The 13,746-nt window shown below is 62.1% G+C and carries 14 protein-coding genes; 7 read left to right on the forward strand and 7 right to left on the reverse strand.

Features of this window, described 5'->3' with window-relative positions; translation table 11 throughout:
• Positions 1-116: 116 nt before the first annotated feature.
• Positions 117-620: a YraN family protein gene (locus tag BLW71_RS14970; RefSeq protein ID WP_286162003.1), complete on the reverse strand. Its 504-nt coding sequence runs from the start codon at positions 618-620 to the stop codon at positions 117-119.
• On the opposite strand from BLW71_RS14970, the gene rsmI reads away from it, so the two are divergent.
• Complete coding sequence (gene rsmI, locus BLW71_RS14975) at positions 619-1,503, forward strand: 16S rRNA (cytidine(1402)-2'-O)-methyltransferase (RefSeq protein ID WP_091797120.1); 885 nt, start codon at positions 619-621, stop codon at positions 1,501-1,503. The genes BLW71_RS14970 and rsmI overlap by 2 nt on opposite strands.
• Before the next feature lie 122 nt (positions 1,504-1,625).
• Here rsmI and BLW71_RS14980 read toward each other — a convergent pair whose 3' ends face one another.
• Positions 1,626-2,228 (reverse strand): septal ring lytic transglycosylase RlpA family protein, encoded by a 603-nt coding sequence (locus BLW71_RS14980; RefSeq protein WP_408298617.1) that lies wholly within the window; start codon positions 2,226-2,228, stop codon positions 1,626-1,628.
• 637 nt (positions 2,229-2,865) lie between these two features.
• Here BLW71_RS14980 and BLW71_RS14990 point away from each other — a divergent pair.
• From BLW71_RS14990 to BLW71_RS15000, 3 genes are all read left to right on the forward strand, one after another.
• Complete coding sequence (locus BLW71_RS14990; RefSeq protein WP_091797124.1) at positions 2,866-3,510, forward strand: MBL fold metallo-hydrolase; 645 nt, start codon at positions 2,866-2,868, stop codon at positions 3,508-3,510.
• Complete coding sequence (locus BLW71_RS14995; protein ID WP_091797126.1) at positions 3,507-4,136, forward strand: 3'-5' exonuclease family protein; 630 nt, start codon at positions 3,507-3,509, stop codon at positions 4,134-4,136. The genes BLW71_RS14990 and BLW71_RS14995 overlap by 4 nt, the downstream gene beginning before the upstream one ends.
• A gap of 90 nt (positions 4,137-4,226) precedes the next feature.
• Entirely contained in the window at positions 4,227-4,685 is a 459-nt protein-coding gene (locus BLW71_RS15000; protein ID WP_006050474.1) for an Lrp/AsnC family transcriptional regulator, read from the forward strand.
• Positions 4,686-4,739: 54 nt separating this feature from the next.
• Here the strand turns inward: BLW71_RS15000 and BLW71_RS15005 are convergent, their stop codons facing one another.
• Positions 4,740-5,939, reverse strand: coding sequence for a cation diffusion facilitator family transporter (locus BLW71_RS15005; protein WP_286162055.1), 1,200 nt, complete (start codon positions 5,937-5,939; stop codon positions 4,740-4,742).
• Between BLW71_RS15005 and BLW71_RS42285 the strand changes: the two genes are divergently transcribed.
• Positions 5,826-6,158 carry a hypothetical protein gene (locus BLW71_RS42285; protein ID WP_286162066.1) on the forward strand — a complete coding sequence of 111 codons (333 nt, stop codon included), beginning with the start codon at positions 5,826-5,828 and terminating at the stop codon, positions 6,156-6,158. The genes BLW71_RS15005 and BLW71_RS42285 overlap by 114 nt on opposite strands.
• 141 nt (positions 6,159-6,299) lie before the next feature.
• Here the strand turns inward: BLW71_RS42285 and BLW71_RS15010 are convergent, their stop codons facing one another.
• Complete coding sequence (locus tag BLW71_RS15010; RefSeq protein ID WP_091797130.1) at positions 6,300-6,602, reverse strand: H-NS histone family protein; 303 nt, start codon at positions 6,600-6,602, stop codon at positions 6,300-6,302.
• A gap of 395 nt (positions 6,603-6,997) precedes the next feature.
• A complete protein-coding gene (locus BLW71_RS15015; RefSeq protein WP_091797132.1) occupies positions 6,998-7,660 on the reverse strand; it encodes a HugZ family pyridoxamine 5'-phosphate oxidase in 663 nt (220 codons plus the stop codon).
• Between the two features lie 283 nt (positions 7,661-7,943).
• Here BLW71_RS15015 and BLW71_RS15020 point away from each other — a divergent pair, with 283 nt between their 5' ends.
• Both BLW71_RS15020 and BLW71_RS15025 read left to right on the forward strand, forming a co-directional pair.
• Positions 7,944-9,155, forward strand: coding sequence for an MFS transporter (locus tag BLW71_RS15020; RefSeq protein WP_091797135.1), 1,212 nt, complete (start codon positions 7,944-7,946; stop codon positions 9,153-9,155).
• A gap of 260 nt (positions 9,156-9,415) precedes the next feature.
• The gene (locus tag BLW71_RS15025; protein WP_091797137.1) at positions 9,416-10,915 is read left to right on the forward strand and encodes a collagen-like triple helix repeat-containing protein; all 1,500 of its coding nucleotides are present in this window, start codon (positions 9,416-9,418) and stop codon (positions 10,913-10,915) included.
• Positions 10,916-11,076: 161 nt separating this feature from the next.
• On the opposite strand, the gene BLW71_RS15030 is transcribed toward BLW71_RS15025, so the two are convergent.
• On the reverse strand, positions 11,077-12,093 hold the full coding sequence (locus BLW71_RS15030; RefSeq protein WP_091800874.1) for a cupin-like domain-containing protein: 1,017 nt from the start codon (positions 12,091-12,093) through the stop codon (positions 11,077-11,079).
• Between the two features lie 158 nt (positions 12,094-12,251).
• Positions 12,252-13,397 carry a branched-chain amino acid ABC transporter substrate-binding protein gene (locus BLW71_RS15035; RefSeq protein ID WP_091797140.1) on the reverse strand — a complete coding sequence of 382 codons (1,146 nt, stop codon included), beginning with the start codon at positions 13,395-13,397 and terminating at the stop codon, positions 12,252-12,254.
• Positions 13,398-13,746 lie beyond the last annotated feature (349 nt).

Here is a 13,746-nt window from a genome sequence, read left to right on the forward strand (position 1 = left end):
GTGCATGAATGCAAAACCATCGCGCATTGCGCCGCTTCGTGTGTTGCCGGCGTAGTCCCTTGGCCTGCACGCGAGCGCAAGTTTATCGCACTCGCACGTGTTCTCCGCGCACGGCGTCAGACTTCGTCGGCACGAAACGCATCGCGCAACCACACGAGCCGGCCGGCTTCGAACGCGATCACGTCGAACCGGCAAGCGGGCTGAACGCGCCACTGCGAAGCGCGGGTCGCCAGATAGTGCTGCGCGGCGCGCACGATGCGCTGCTTCTTCTGCCAGCCGATACTCGCCGCCGCGCCGCCGTACCGGCGCTGCGCGCGAGCACGCACTTCGACGAACACCAGCGCGCCGTCACGCTCGCGCATCACGAGATCGATCTCGCCGCCGCGGCACGACACATTGCGCTCGACGAACCGCAAACGCTGCCGTTGCAAAAACTCCTGCGCACGCGCCTCGAAAGCCGCGCCGACGAGTTTGGACCCGACGAGTCTCGAAAAGTTGTGCGCCGAGATGGATGCGCCGATCGGCGCCGCCGCGTGCACCGTCTCCCTGCCACCCGGCTCGCGCGGCACTGCGTGGCACAATGGCGGCCTCGTTCCGTCTGTTTGCGTCTTCTGCCTCATGACTCCTCTCTCCGAACTCGCGCAAGGGCAGCAGTACCCGACTGCCGCGCTGTATGTGGTGGCCACGCCGATCGGCAACATTGCCGACGTCACGCTGCGCGCGTTGCATGTGCTCGGACTGGTGGACCGCATTGCGGCTGAAGACACCCGCAACACCGGCCAACTGCTCGCGCGTTACGGCATCTCGAAGCCGCTCGTCGCGGTGCATCAGCACAACGAACGGGCCGCTGCACTGCGGCTGATCGAGCACCTGCAAGCAGGCGAACGCGTGGCCTACGTGTCCGATGCGGGCACACCGGGCATCTCGGACCCCGGCGCAAAACTTGTCGACGCGGTCCGTGAAGCGGGCTTTCCCGTCATTCCGTTACCCGGCGCCAGCGCCCTCGCGACCGCGTTGAGCGCGGCCGGCGACTGGGTTGCGACATTCTCGTTCCTTGGCTTCCTTCCGCCGAAAGCGAAAGCGCGCGCCGCCACGCTGCAGCCGCTCGCGAACCACCCTCACGCTATGGTGTTCTACGAAGCGCCGCACCGGATCGTCGAAACCGTGCAGGCACTGGCCGACGCATTCGGCGGCGAGCGCAAGCTGCTCATCGCACGGGAATTGACGAAGTTACACGAAGCGCTGCACCGCGGCACCCTGGCCGAAGGGCCAACGTGGCTTGCTGCCGATCCGAACCGGCAACGCGGCGAATTCGTGCTGGTGGTGGAAGGCGCGCAACCGGAAACGGCCGGCGAACACGATCACGACGCGCTATTAGAGATTCTGCTGGAAGAATTGACGGTGAGCAGCGCCGCCAAAGTGGCCGCGGCTATCACCGGAGCGTCGCGCAACACGCTGTACACGCGCGCGCTGGCGCTGAAGAAGGACGAAGAACAAAGCTGACGGACAAACGAAAAGGGCCGCGCGATGCGGCCCTTCCTCTTCTCTGCGGATACGATGCGAGCGGCCGTCATACCGCATGGCGATACGGAGAGCGCGGCTGAAACGCGCCCGCCGCCGCTACATCACTTCTGGGCGGTCGAATCCGAGTTCGACGCCAGCATTTCATCACGAGCAGCACGCGCTTCCTGCTGCGTGAGTCCTTCGATCTGCACGCGCGCCGTACCGGCGTGGCGCATGTCGAGCACGGACGCGGCGGCCATGGACAGATCGATCACGCGGCCACGCGCATACGGGCCGCGGTCATTGATACGCACGACGACCGAGCGCGACGTGGCCGGATTGGTCACGCGCACATAGGAGCCGAGCGGCAACGTGCGATGCGCAGCGGTCAGCGCGTGCATGTCGTAGCGTTCGCCGTTGGCGGTACGGCGGCCATGGAAGCCACGGCCGTACCACGAAGCGCGGCCGGTCTGATGAAAGTCCGAAATGCCCGAACCCTCATCGGTAAGAGGCTTTGCATCGGCCAGCGACGAGCCTTGTGCAGTCGCGTCTGAAGCCGGCGCGCTACCAAAAGCTTGCGGTCCGAAGGAGCCCGCCTGCGTCAATTTTGTGCTCTGCGGCACGCCGCTATCCGACGTGTTGCCTGCGCCCGGAGGCGTGGCGCAACCCGCCAGCACAAAAAAGGCAAAAAGAGTCCCCAGACCACGGGATAACCGAGTTTTCATAAGACGTGCAATCACATTGTCGAGCCGCATCACGCAAAAGTTGAGCGTGTTGCCTGCGACTCCGGCGGCAATGGACGACAACGCGCCGCGCAGTTGAGCGCAGTACGTCAAAGCCCGGATGCGGCTCATTCAGCCGCTACCGCACGGTTAATTTTCACGTCTGGCGCAACCTGTCCCCGGCAGCCTGACCAGACCCCACATGCCGCCATCGAACGTGGCAAACACGTTCTTGCGCGCGTAACTCAGCGCGCAGGAACGGCGGCGTAGGCCCCACCCAGCGTCACGGCAGTTAAGTCCGTAGCAGGCGCGCGGCGCCTGGCTGGGCAAGACGTGTGCATCGAATGCATCGATACCTGATGGCCGCCCGGAATTGCGACAGCCCATACTTGAGTGGCGATCCGCGTGCCCATTTTTGATGGGGACGCATCGCCTTGTGGCATGCACAGTTCCCTATGCATGGGGTGCATTATACCTAAAACAAAATTTCGGGATGACAAGGGATTGAAAACCTTGATGAATTTTCACGTCTGCTGCAAAAATGAGCAGAGGAAAGCCCGCTGGGACGGGGCTTCAGCCCCTCGGTGAGCGCGGGCTAGACGCCGGTACAATCAACGTTTTTCCAGCGGCGCCGTCATCCATGAAAGTCACCTTGATCCCCGTCACGCCGTTCCAGCAAAACAGCTCGCTGCTCGTTTGTGAGGCAACCGGACGCGCGGCGGTCGTCGACCCGGGCGGCGACCTCGACATCATCCAGGGCGAAGTCGCGCGGCAGAACGTGACGGTCGAAAAAGTGTTCCTGACGCACGGCCATATCGATCACTGCGCGGGCGCAAAGACGCTGGCCACGCACTACGGTGTACCGATCGAAGGCCCGCATCCGGACGAACGCTTCTGGCTCGACAAGCTGCCGGATCAAAGCACACGCTTCGGCTTTCCCGCCGCCCAGGCGTTCGAACCGGACCGCTGGTTGCAGAACGGCGAGACCGTGCAGTTCGGCGACGATATCCTCGAGGTCTATCACTGTCCGGGCCACACGCCGGGCCATGTGGTGTTCTTCAGCCGCGCGCATCGGCTCGCGCTGGTGGGCGACGTGCTGTTCGCCGGCTCGATTGGGCGCACGGATTTTCCGCGCGGCAACCACGCGGATCTGGTGCGCTCGATCCGCGAAAAACTCTGGCCGCTCGGCGACGACGTCACTTTCGTTCCGGGCCACGGGCCTACTTCGACGTTCGGCGCCGAACGCCGCACCAATCCGTATGTCGCCGATGGAGTCGAGGCATGAGCAGCGAAATCTATGTGAGCACCGACGTCGAAGCGGACGGCCCGATTCCCGGTCCGCATTCCATGCTCAGTTTCGCCTCCGCCGCCTACACGGAAGACAAGCGCCTGATCGCCACCTTCTCCGCGAATCTCGAACTGCTCGAGGGGGCCAAGCCGCATCCCGTTCAGGAAGCATGGTGGAAGACGCAACCCGAAGCATGGGAAGCCTGCCGCAAGGATTTGCAAACGCCTCTGGCCGCGTTGACGGCGTATGTCGAATGGGTTGAAGCGTTGCCGGGCAAGCCGGTGTTCGTCGCGATGCCGGCTGGTTTCGACTTCACTTATATGTTCTGGTACATGATGCGGTTTGTCGGCCGCTGTCCGTTTTCCTGGTCGGCGCTCGACATCAAGACCCTGGCCTTCGCGATGACCGGCCTGCCCTACCGCAAGAACATCAAGCCGCGCTTTCCGAAGCACTGGTTCGACGAACATCCGCATACGCACGTCGCGCTGGATGACGCGATCGAACAAGGCGCGCTTTTCTGCAACATGTTGAAGGATCTGCGCGCAAGTCAGGCGATCACGCTTGCGGCCGGCAAAGATGGGGACGACTCAGGACAAAATACTACTGAGGAACCGGCAAATTAGGTAATCTCCCTCGTCGAGGCCGTTTTACATTGCGTTTCGTTTTCGCCCCCTCTACCATGCGTTGATACGGCGACGCAAACGGAGGCGCAGTTGACACTCGATACGTTCTCTCAAAAAATCCTGCGCCTGCTGCAGCTCGACGCACGCCGCTCGGTGCAAGAGATTTCCGACCAGGTCGGCCTGTCGAGCACGCCATGCTGGCGGCGCATCAAGGACATGGAACAATCGGGCGTGATCCAGCGCTACACCGCCCTACTGGATCGGGAAAAGCTCGGGCTGCACGTCTGCGCCCTCGCGCATATTCACCTCACGCGCCACACCGAAGGCGGTGTCGAACAGTTCGAGCGCGAAATCGCGACCTGCCCGGAAGTCACCGAGTGCTACAGCACGACCGGCGAGTCCGATTACATTCTCAAGATCGTCGCACCGGACATCAAGGCGTACGACACCTTCCTGCACGAACGCATCTTCAAGATTCCGGCCGTCGCGCAGGTTCGCACGAGCGTCGTGCTACGCGAAATCAAATTCGATACGCAATTGCCGTTGTGAGCCGTTGACCATTCGACGCACGCCGTGAAGCCGCATGGTGGCGCGGCGCAAAAATCAGGTGGCGCTGTGCGGCTCCGTCGCTTTCGCATGATCAGTGGCCAAGCCAATGTTTGCCTGGATTGTCGGCGCGGTGTCGGCCGGCGAGGCGCCCAGTTCCTGTAATACGTCCAGTTTGCGAGCGCCCAGGCGCGCCTTGAGCGCGGCCAGGTCAAGCCGCCCCAGTCGTTGCGATTCGCGGCCCAACGTGCGCGGCACATCTGACAACACCACTTCGACATCGAGGCCCGTGCTCAGATAGTGGATGTTCACCGCCGCCGCCTTCATGCCGAGAGGCACCAGCGCCGCGCTCACTTCCGCGGTGACTCGCTCGCGGGTAGGCAAATCGACTGGCGGGTGCGCCACCGCATCGTTTTCGGGATCGACGTGAATCAATGCGTCGAGCACGCGGCTGTCCGTCAACACGCGCAGACGCGCCGACTCGGCGATGTAGTGTCCCTCTGACACGGAGATCAGCGGGTCGACCAGAATGTGCGCGTCGACGAGCGCGAAGTCGCCCATCTTGCGCGTGCGCAGTTCGTGCACGTCGCGCACGCCGGGTGTCGAGAGCAGCAACGTACGCATGTCCGCGGTAGCGGCGTCGTCGAGCGCGCGGTCTGAGAGGTCCTGCAACGCGTCCCAACCGAACATCCACCCCATGCGCGCCACCATGAAGCCGACGATCGCCGCGGCAATCGGGTCGAGCAGGCGCACGCCGGCGAGGCTGCCGACAATACCGATCGCGACCACCAGCGACGACGCCGCATCGGAACGCGCATGCCAGGCATTGGCGATCAACATGGCCGAACGCGCACGCTGCGCTTCGCGCAGCATGTAGCGAAACAGACTCTCTTTGGAAATCAGAACCAGCACCGCGACCGCGAGCGCGCTCATATGCACCGCGGGGATATTTTGCAGATCGGCGAGGCGCGTTCCCGCCCGCCACAACATACCGACGCCCACCGCGATCAGAAGTGCACCCAGAAATAACGACGCGACGGTTTCATAGCGGCTATGCCCGTAATTGTGATCCGCGTCGGGTTTTGCCCCACTGTGCCGATTGGCGATCAACACCACAAAATCGGAAACCAGATCCGCGAGGGAATGGACACCATCGGCGACCAATGCCTGAGAGTGGGCGAACACGCCGATGACGATTTGCAGCGTCATCAATACCGCATTAAGCGCAATACTGACAAATGTACTTTTGCGCGCAATGCGATGTTTTTCGGCGGACTGGGCAGCGGCGGCGGCAGGCATCTGAGAAGCGGACTGGAAGAAGTTCAATCCCTGCATTCTACCCGGCGCATCAGGAGACGCGTGGCAGACGCCAAAAAAATTCCTTTTAAATCAGCCGCTTATCTAAACGAAAAGCATTCGCGTTCAAGTTTCGCGAAGTACATGCGACAGCCACAAGGCATTTTGTCGCGGCAATAAAAAAACCGCGCCCTCGACGGTACGCGGTTCTCTCTTGCAAGTCAGACGCGATGGGTGCATCTGATTGAAGCTATTCGTTTTAACTGATGGGCAGAAGCCGGGCAAAAACCGGGCAGAAGCATTACCCGCTGCCCAAAGTATTTACTTCTCGATGAGAAACTTCTCGCGATCCAGACCTGCGATCCAGCGCGGCGGCTTACCGCGGCCGGACCACGTGCTGCCGCTATCCGGATCGCGGTACTTCGGTGCGACACCTGCGCGCGGACGAGCGGCTTTAGCACCCTTGGCAGCACGACCGCCGCCCAGTTCGGTCAGAGAAATGCCGTAGTCGGCCATTTTCTGCTTGATCTCATTCAATACTTCCGCGTACTCGCGCGACTTCGCTTCTTCGATCTGCTTTTCGAGCTTCTCGCGCTGAGCGAGTAGTTCCTTGTAGGAAGACATAGGTTCCCTTGTGATTTGGATAAATGACTGCCAGTCTTAAGCCAGCTTGCCCTTTGAAGGTGATCATGCCTCGGAATTTGATAGCGAGATTAACACAAAATAGAAAGACTACAAAAGCGCGAGCGTTGAATTAATCCGAATTCGTTTCAAAAAATTTCCATCCACCACCGGATGTCCGCACTCCCTTTCAAATAGCTGATTTCGGATTTTGCTGAAAACTGCAGGCGGCATCGGTAATTATCAATTTAACTGTCACAAAATGAAAATTAAGATCGTCATTTTCCGACAACATTTCATGCGATGATAGCTTTCACATGAAACGTCGTAACATATTGCCGCACGCGTTCCGTGCGGTTATTACACACGGTCGTTTTCCCGCAAACGGTGCTAAAAACCTAATTAGCGTAGCGCTGCATGCAATCTTCGAGCGCCGCGCGCAAGTTCCCGGAATTGAGTTTCGCGTCGTCGAAAGCAAAACGGCTACGCACGCCGTTCATTTTCAGGTCCGCGCCATATCGGTCGACGCCGAGCAGTTGAAGTCCACTCGCGCGTCCAGAGTGACTGGCCGATTGTTCGATGAGCGTGTTCTCTTCATCGAAAGCAAGTGGCGGCAATGGATCGAGTTCGGCGCCGTCCAGCCACCCCATTGCGCCGAAACCGCCGATATAACGCAACCTTTCGAGCCGCATTGTCCAAAACGTAAAATCACCGAGCACGAGGTAGCGCTCTGCCTCCGGGTGGTAGCGCAGATAGCGCTGCACGACCTCAGGCGTCGAGTCGACCGGTTCGAAGGTGCCCAGCAACGTGACGCGTTGGCCGCTTAGTACGTCGCCGTCGGGTGCGTCGACGGCGAGAAAGCCGGCGCGCGGGTCGGCGTGCAGGTTATGGGTGTGCTCGGCGAGTCGGCTCACCAGGATCGTCGGCCGATGGTGCGGGTCCGGTGCGAACGGCAGCATTGACGGATAAGGGAAGCCTTCCGGCTGGCGCGCGTGCGTGGCGAGCGTGCCGACGGCGGCCGTGTGCAGCAGATGCAGCGGAGCGTGAGCGGGAATGTTCAAGTGTGCGTTCCTGGATAGGACAGTGGCGAATCACAAAAAACCGGGGCGGCGCATTCGGTACATCCGGCACATCCGGCGCTTGTCGCGCCGAGGCCGCGACGCCCCAAACGGAACCGAATGGAGCGCGCCGGGCCGAGTTGAGCACGAACCAAACTCGAGCCGAGCCCTGCCGAACCATCGCAACTATGCGGATTCCGCCTTCCAGCATAAAACAGCCCGCTTCGTTAGAATCGGAATTTCGCTTTCAACGCGCTTTCTTCCGCGTTCCCTCCTCGAGATTTCCGTGTCAGACCGCTCTCCCGAAGTCACCGCCCTCCCCGCCGCTCACCGCGACCTGTCCGATACCGCACGGCAGCGCGCCCGTATCGCCACGATGGCGGTGTTCTTCATCGCCGGCATGATGTACGCGTCCTGGGGGGTCCATGTGCCGACGGTGCGCGACCGTTTCCATCTGAACGCGGCGATGCTCTCGTTCGCGCTGCTGGCCGTCGCCGGCGGCTCGATCGGCGCGATGGCGGCCAATGCTTCCTGGATTGCGCGCGTCGGCACGCGCCGCGCCTGCCTCACCGGCGGCCTCGTGATGGCCGTGTGCGCGGCGCTGATTCTGGTCGTGCCGACCTACTGGCTGCTGCTGGTCGTGCTGGCCACCTTCGGCGCGGGCATGGCCACACTCGATGTCGCGATGAACGCCGAAGCCAGCGCCGTCGAAAAAGCGCTCGGCAAGCCAATCATGTCGTCGTTGCACGGCATGTTCAGCGTCGGCGGGATGGCCGGTGCGGCGGTAGGCGGCGCGTTGCTGTCGCGCGGCATGGCGCCCGCGGTACATCTGGCGCTAGCCGCCGCGGTCAGCGCATTCGTTCTGATTGCCGCCTGTCCTTCCGTGCTGCCGCACGTGCCGCACGCCGACCATCCCGATTCCGCCACGCCGCGCGCCAACCGCTGGCGCTCGCCGGCATTGTGGGCGCTCGGCGCGATGGCGTTGGTCGCGCTGATCGCCGAAGGCGCGATGTACGACTGGGCCACCGTCTATATGCGCGATGTGGTGCTGGCCACGCCGGCGCTTGCGAGCGCGGCCTACGCGGCGTTTTCGGGCGGCATGGCGGCCGCGCGATTTGCCGGCGACGCGGTGCGCGCCCGCTTCGGCGCTCCGCAACTGGTGATGGCGAGCGCGACGCTCGCCTGCGTCGGGATGGTCGGCGCGCTGTTGCTGCCGAATGCGGTGGCGGCGCTGATCGGTTTCACGCTGATGGGTCTCGGCCTGGCGAACATGATGCCTGTGTTGTTCGCTGCGGCTGCCAGCGTAAAAGGCATTCATGCGGCGGAGGGACTGGCGCATGTTGCCGGACTCGCGTACTTCGGGCTGCTGCTCGGTCCGGTGATCATCGGCGCAGTGACCCAGGTGAGCAGTTTGCCGATCGGCCTCTCAGTGGTCGCCATCTGTTCCGCCGCGATCGCAGTCGCGGGCCCGAAGGTGCTGCGCCGTTTGAAGATCTGACGCGAAGGCACGCCGTTGCCGCGTCTGCGCGTACGACGCCATACGAAGCGAGTGCGTCCTTACGTTACGTTACGCGTGGCTCGAACACGGCTGTGTTCCGGGACACGTCGATTGAACGAACGTACTCCCGTCGTGGCGCGCGCGCCGCCAACACGTTGATTCATATACGTTTACTTGGCGAATCCATCGTGCGAACAAAAATGGCATAGGCCTTGCAGTTAGCTCCCCAGGCAGTGTCCAAAACTACGGGGGAGCAGACCATGAATCGCAAATTCAAGCTGACGGCGATCGCCATGTGCGTCACGTCGATGATCATCCTGACGGGATGCGGAAGCACGTTGAACAGGCCGAGCGTGGCGGGTGGCGCGGGAAGCGGATCGGGTGGCGGTTCTGGCTCGGGTGGTGGGACGCCTACACCTACACCTACACCTACACCTACACCTACGCCTACGCCTACGCCGACGCCGACGCCCACACCAACGCCGACACCTACACCCACGCCAACGCCAACGCCCACACCAACGCCGACGCCGACCAGCGCCAACCCCATCGGCGTAGTCGTGCAAAACACCGGCAACGTGGTCACCGCCGCCGGCCAGACCGTCTCCGCTGTCGGCAGCCAGATCGGACTCACGCCGATTCCAGGCGCGAATCCGGCGACCACCACGGCGCTCGGCAACGTCGTGTCGAATCTCGGCAACGGCGTGACGGCCGTCGGCACCGGCGTGGCGAGCGGCCTCGGCCAGCTTGGCAACTCCACCGATCCACTCGGCACGACGCTCGCCAGCAGTAGCAATCTGGTCCAAAACGCAGGCCAGGCCGTCAACAGCGCCGGCCAGCTCGTGACCAGCCTCGGCAGCGGCCCCACCGCACCGCTGAGCCCATTGACCACGCCGCTCGGCAGTACGGTCTCGACGCTCGGCAACGCGGTCACTGGCCTCGGCACCCAACTCGGCTCGCAACTGACGAACGGCCCGATCCAGCAAGTCACTCAAACGGTCTCCACCGCGATCACGCCGATCACGAGCACGCTCGCGCAGACGACCCAAACCGTCGGCGACACGACCGGCCTCGGTTCACCGCTGAACGGCCTGCTCTCGACGATCGGTCATGGACTCGACAGCGCCGGCGGCAAGCTCAGCAGCGCGACCGGCAATCCGATCGGCCAGAACCTCGGCAACGTCGTGACCAAGCTCGGCGATACGGTTACGTCCGCCGGCGGCCTGCTCACAGCGGGTGCCGCCGGCAGCGGCAATCCGCTCGGCGGCATCACCGGCATTCTGAATCCGGGCAGCGGCGGCGGCACGGGCTCGCCGCTCGCACCGCTGACCAGCATCCTCACCGCGCTGCCCGGCACGTTGAGCGGCGGCCTGACGGGCGGCAGCGGCACCGGCGGCCCGCTCGCGCCGTTGACCAATGTGGTCAGCACCTTGACCGGCAGCCTCAGCGGCACGGGCTCCGGCAGTCCGCTTGCGCCGCTCACCGGCGTCGTGAGTTCGGTCACCGGGGCATTGAGTGGCGCGACGAACAGCGGCAGCAATCCGCTCGCGCCGGTGACCTCGGCCGTGTCGTCGCTGACCGGCGCGCTAGGCTCGGCCACGGGGTCGGGTAGCAGCGGCACGGCCAACCCGCTTGCACCGATCACCGGTTTGTTGACCACGGTCACCGGTGCCTTGAGCGGCGCGACGACGTCCGCCGGCGGCACGACGGGCGGCGGTTTGCTCGGCGGCCTCGGCGCGCTGACGACGACCAGGAAGTGACGAACAAAGATAACGACAGCAAATAACGGCGCAAAAAAACAAGCGTCGAAGGGGGGCGGCGAGCCGGGTAACCGGCTCGCTGTTTTTTATCCGCGCTTCTCGCCACCCGCATCACCCGCCGACCGCGCCGTTTCAGACAGCGGCCCGCTATTACCCACAAGTCACAGTTCGTGATACGTATCGTAGTGACGCGAGAAGTCGTTACTCCGGAGAAAGTTGGTGAACGTCATCGTCACCGACGCGTCGAGTCCTTCCACGTAATGCCACCAGCCAATCGGCAGAAACAGCAATTCGCCCGGCGCGAGCGTGCATTCGAGCAACTGCGCTTGCCGCATCGACGGGAAACTGTCGTAGTCGATCGCGCCGCCGTCCACTTGCGAATAGCAATGCAGATGGTTCGCCATATGCGGCGTGTCGGATAGCGGCACGAGTTTGATCCGCTTACGGCCAATCACCTGCGCCATGAAGTTGTTGGTCAGATCATGGTGAAACGGTGTCCTGGTTCCTGCCGGTCCCATCCAGAAGAAGCCGGTATCGGGCGAAACGGCGTCGAGATACTCGTCGATTGGCGGCACATCGGACCATAACGCCGCAAGCGCCGCGCGATTGTGCGAGGTGTTATTGGCGGTCATATAGAAATCGTTGGTCGGCCCGCTCTGCTCGACGAGATCGACATAATCGGCAAAGCGCATCATGCGCTTGAGCATGGGCTGATTGATTTCGTAATTCGCATCCGATTCGCGGCCGAACTGCACTTCCACTTCGCAATCGCCGCAGCGCTCACGGAAGTAGTCCCAATTCCACCGCGAACGTGCGGGCCAGAAATCGAATGCGCCGGTGATGATGACCGGCCGGTTCTGAGAGTAGTACTGCTCAAAGAACGCGTCGCGCGATAAACGTTCGCGCCGCTCGATCAATCCGCTTGCCGTGCGCATGCGATTCAGCTCGCTGTACACCGACAATATCCATTCGCGCTTGCGCAAACGATTGCGCAAGCGCGTCGCGCCATGAAAATAAGGACTCGCAAGTGCCGCTTCGATTTCTCGTGTGGCATCGGCCGCGTCGAAACCGTGGCCGACGAGCACGCCATGCAGCGCGGACGGCGGTGCGTCGAGCAGCAGATTCTCGGCAATCCAGCGGCGCCATGCGTCGTCGAAAGAGCGGGTCACGGTAGTCACGGCATGGTCTCCGAACAGTGCGGCTGCACAAAAAATATCGGCAAAAAGAATCGGCAAAAGAAATCGGCAAAAGAAAAGGCACGCGTACCTCGCGGCGCGCGTGCCTTTTTAATCATGCGACCGAAGACAGACCAACGCTGCCTTCGCTCACGCGATTTTTACATCTTCACTACGTCGAGCAGCGTCTTCTTGCCTGCCTTGTAGTTGTACAGCGAGATCACGCCGTGCTGAAGGTCACCCTTCGAGTCGAACGTGGTTTCACCGATCACACCCTTGTAGTCGGTGCTCGGCATTGCTGCCAGGATCTTCGCCGGATCGGTCGAGTTAGCACGCTTCATAGCGTCGACGATGATGTACACAGCGTCATACGTGAACGGTGCGTAGATCTGGATCGGCTGACCGAAACGCTTCTGATACTTGGCGAGGAACGCCGAGCCGCCAGCCATCTTCTCGAGCGCCATACCGGCTTCCGAGCAGACGATGTTGTCGGTTGCGTCGCCAGCCAGGTCCGACAGCTTGTCGGTACACACGCCGTCGCCTGCCAGCACCTTCGCGCGCAGGCCGAGCTGCTTGGCTTGCTTGGCGAACGGGCCGCCGGTTGCGTCCATACCGCCGTACATGATCGCGTCCGGGTTTTCGCCCTTGATCTTCGTCAGAATCGCGCGGAAGTCGACAGCCTTGTCGTTCGTCGCGTCATGCGACATCACGTTCAGGCCCAGCGACTTGGCGGTCTTTTCGAATTCGTTTGCCAGACCCTGGCCGTAAGCGGTCGAGTCGTCGACGATCGCGACGCTCTTCACTTTCAGACCCTTCGCTGCGTAGTTAGCCAGTGCCGGACCTTGTTGCGCATCGGTCGCGACGACGCGGTACGTCGTCTTGAAACCTTGTTGCGTGTAGGCCGGGTTCGTTGCCGACGGCGAGATCTGCACGATGCCTGCATCGCTATAGATCTTCGAAGCCGGAATCGACGTGCCCGAGTTCAAGTGGCCAACCACTGCGACGACCTTGTCGTCGACCAGCTTCTGCGCGACTTGAGTTGCCGTGCGCGGGTCGGCTGCGTCGTCCTGTGCGTCCAGTTGCAGCGTGACCTTCTGGCCACCGATCGTCAGGCCCTTGGCGTTGATTTCTTCAACTGCCAGGCGCGCGCCGTTTTCGTTGTCTTTACCCAGGTGAGCGATACCGCCAGTCAGCGGTGCAACGTGACCGATCTTGACGACCGTGTCGGCTGCAGCCGAAGTTGCCAACGTAGCGAACAGCATCGCGGCAGCGCTGATCGGCAACAGCTTTTGAATCTTGATGTTCATGTAAGTCTCCAGTTTCGGTCCCAAAAACAACGTAATCGCCCTGTGCCCCCGCTTCCCCAACACGTGTCGCTCAGTCCCGTGGACGACCACGCCGGTTGCATCGTTCATGCACTTGGCCAGCACGCTCACCGGACTGTTTGTGGCAGGCGGCAAACCGTACTTGCGCGCAAGTGTAGGCCATCAAATTAATTTGTGGGACTTTTTTGAGGAAGTGGGATGAACACTAATAGCGTTTATCCAACAGGGGCCGATTCCGGCTGGAAAGACTGACTCGAAAGCACCAGCCCATGCGGGTTTCCGCTATGTGAGGCTTTCGTCTAACAGCTCGGCCTAAAGGCTTTTGCGCGTT

The organism is Burkholderia sp. WP9 (assembly GCF_900104795.1).
Classification (GTDB): Bacteria; Pseudomonadota; Gammaproteobacteria; order Burkholderiales; family Burkholderiaceae; genus Paraburkholderia.

Excerpts from the sequence above, each read along its gene's own strand:
- rsmI (WP_091797120.1), top strand. The coding sequence starts at position 619 with ATGACTCCTCTCTCCGAACTCGCGCAAGGGCAGCAGTACCCGACTGCC.
- BLW71_RS14970 (WP_286162003.1), bottom strand. The coding sequence starts at position 620 with ATGAGGCAGAAGACGCAAACAGACGGAACGAGGCCGCCATTGTGCCAC.
- BLW71_RS14980 (WP_408298617.1), bottom strand. The coding sequence starts at position 2,228 with ATGAAAACTCGGTTATCCCGTGGTCTGGGGACTCTTTTTGCCTTTTTT.
- BLW71_RS14990 (WP_091797124.1), top strand. The coding sequence starts at position 2,866 with ATGAAAGTCACCTTGATCCCCGTCACGCCGTTCCAGCAAAACAGCTCG.
- BLW71_RS14995 (WP_091797126.1), top strand. The coding sequence starts at position 3,507 with ATGAGCAGCGAAATCTATGTGAGCACCGACGTCGAAGCGGACGGCCCG.
- BLW71_RS42285 (WP_286162066.1), top strand. The coding sequence starts at position 5,826 with ATGGACACCATCGGCGACCAATGCCTGAGAGTGGGCGAACACGCCGAT.
- BLW71_RS15010 (WP_091797130.1), bottom strand. The coding sequence starts at position 6,602 with ATGTCTTCCTACAAGGAACTACTCGCTCAGCGCGAGAAGCTCGAAAAG.
- BLW71_RS15025 (WP_091797137.1), top strand. The coding sequence starts at position 9,416 with ATGAATCGCAAATTCAAGCTGACGGCGATCGCCATGTGCGTCACGTCG.
- BLW71_RS15035 (WP_091797140.1), bottom strand. The coding sequence starts at position 13,397 with ATGAACATCAAGATTCAAAAGCTGTTGCCGATCAGCGCTGCCGCGATG.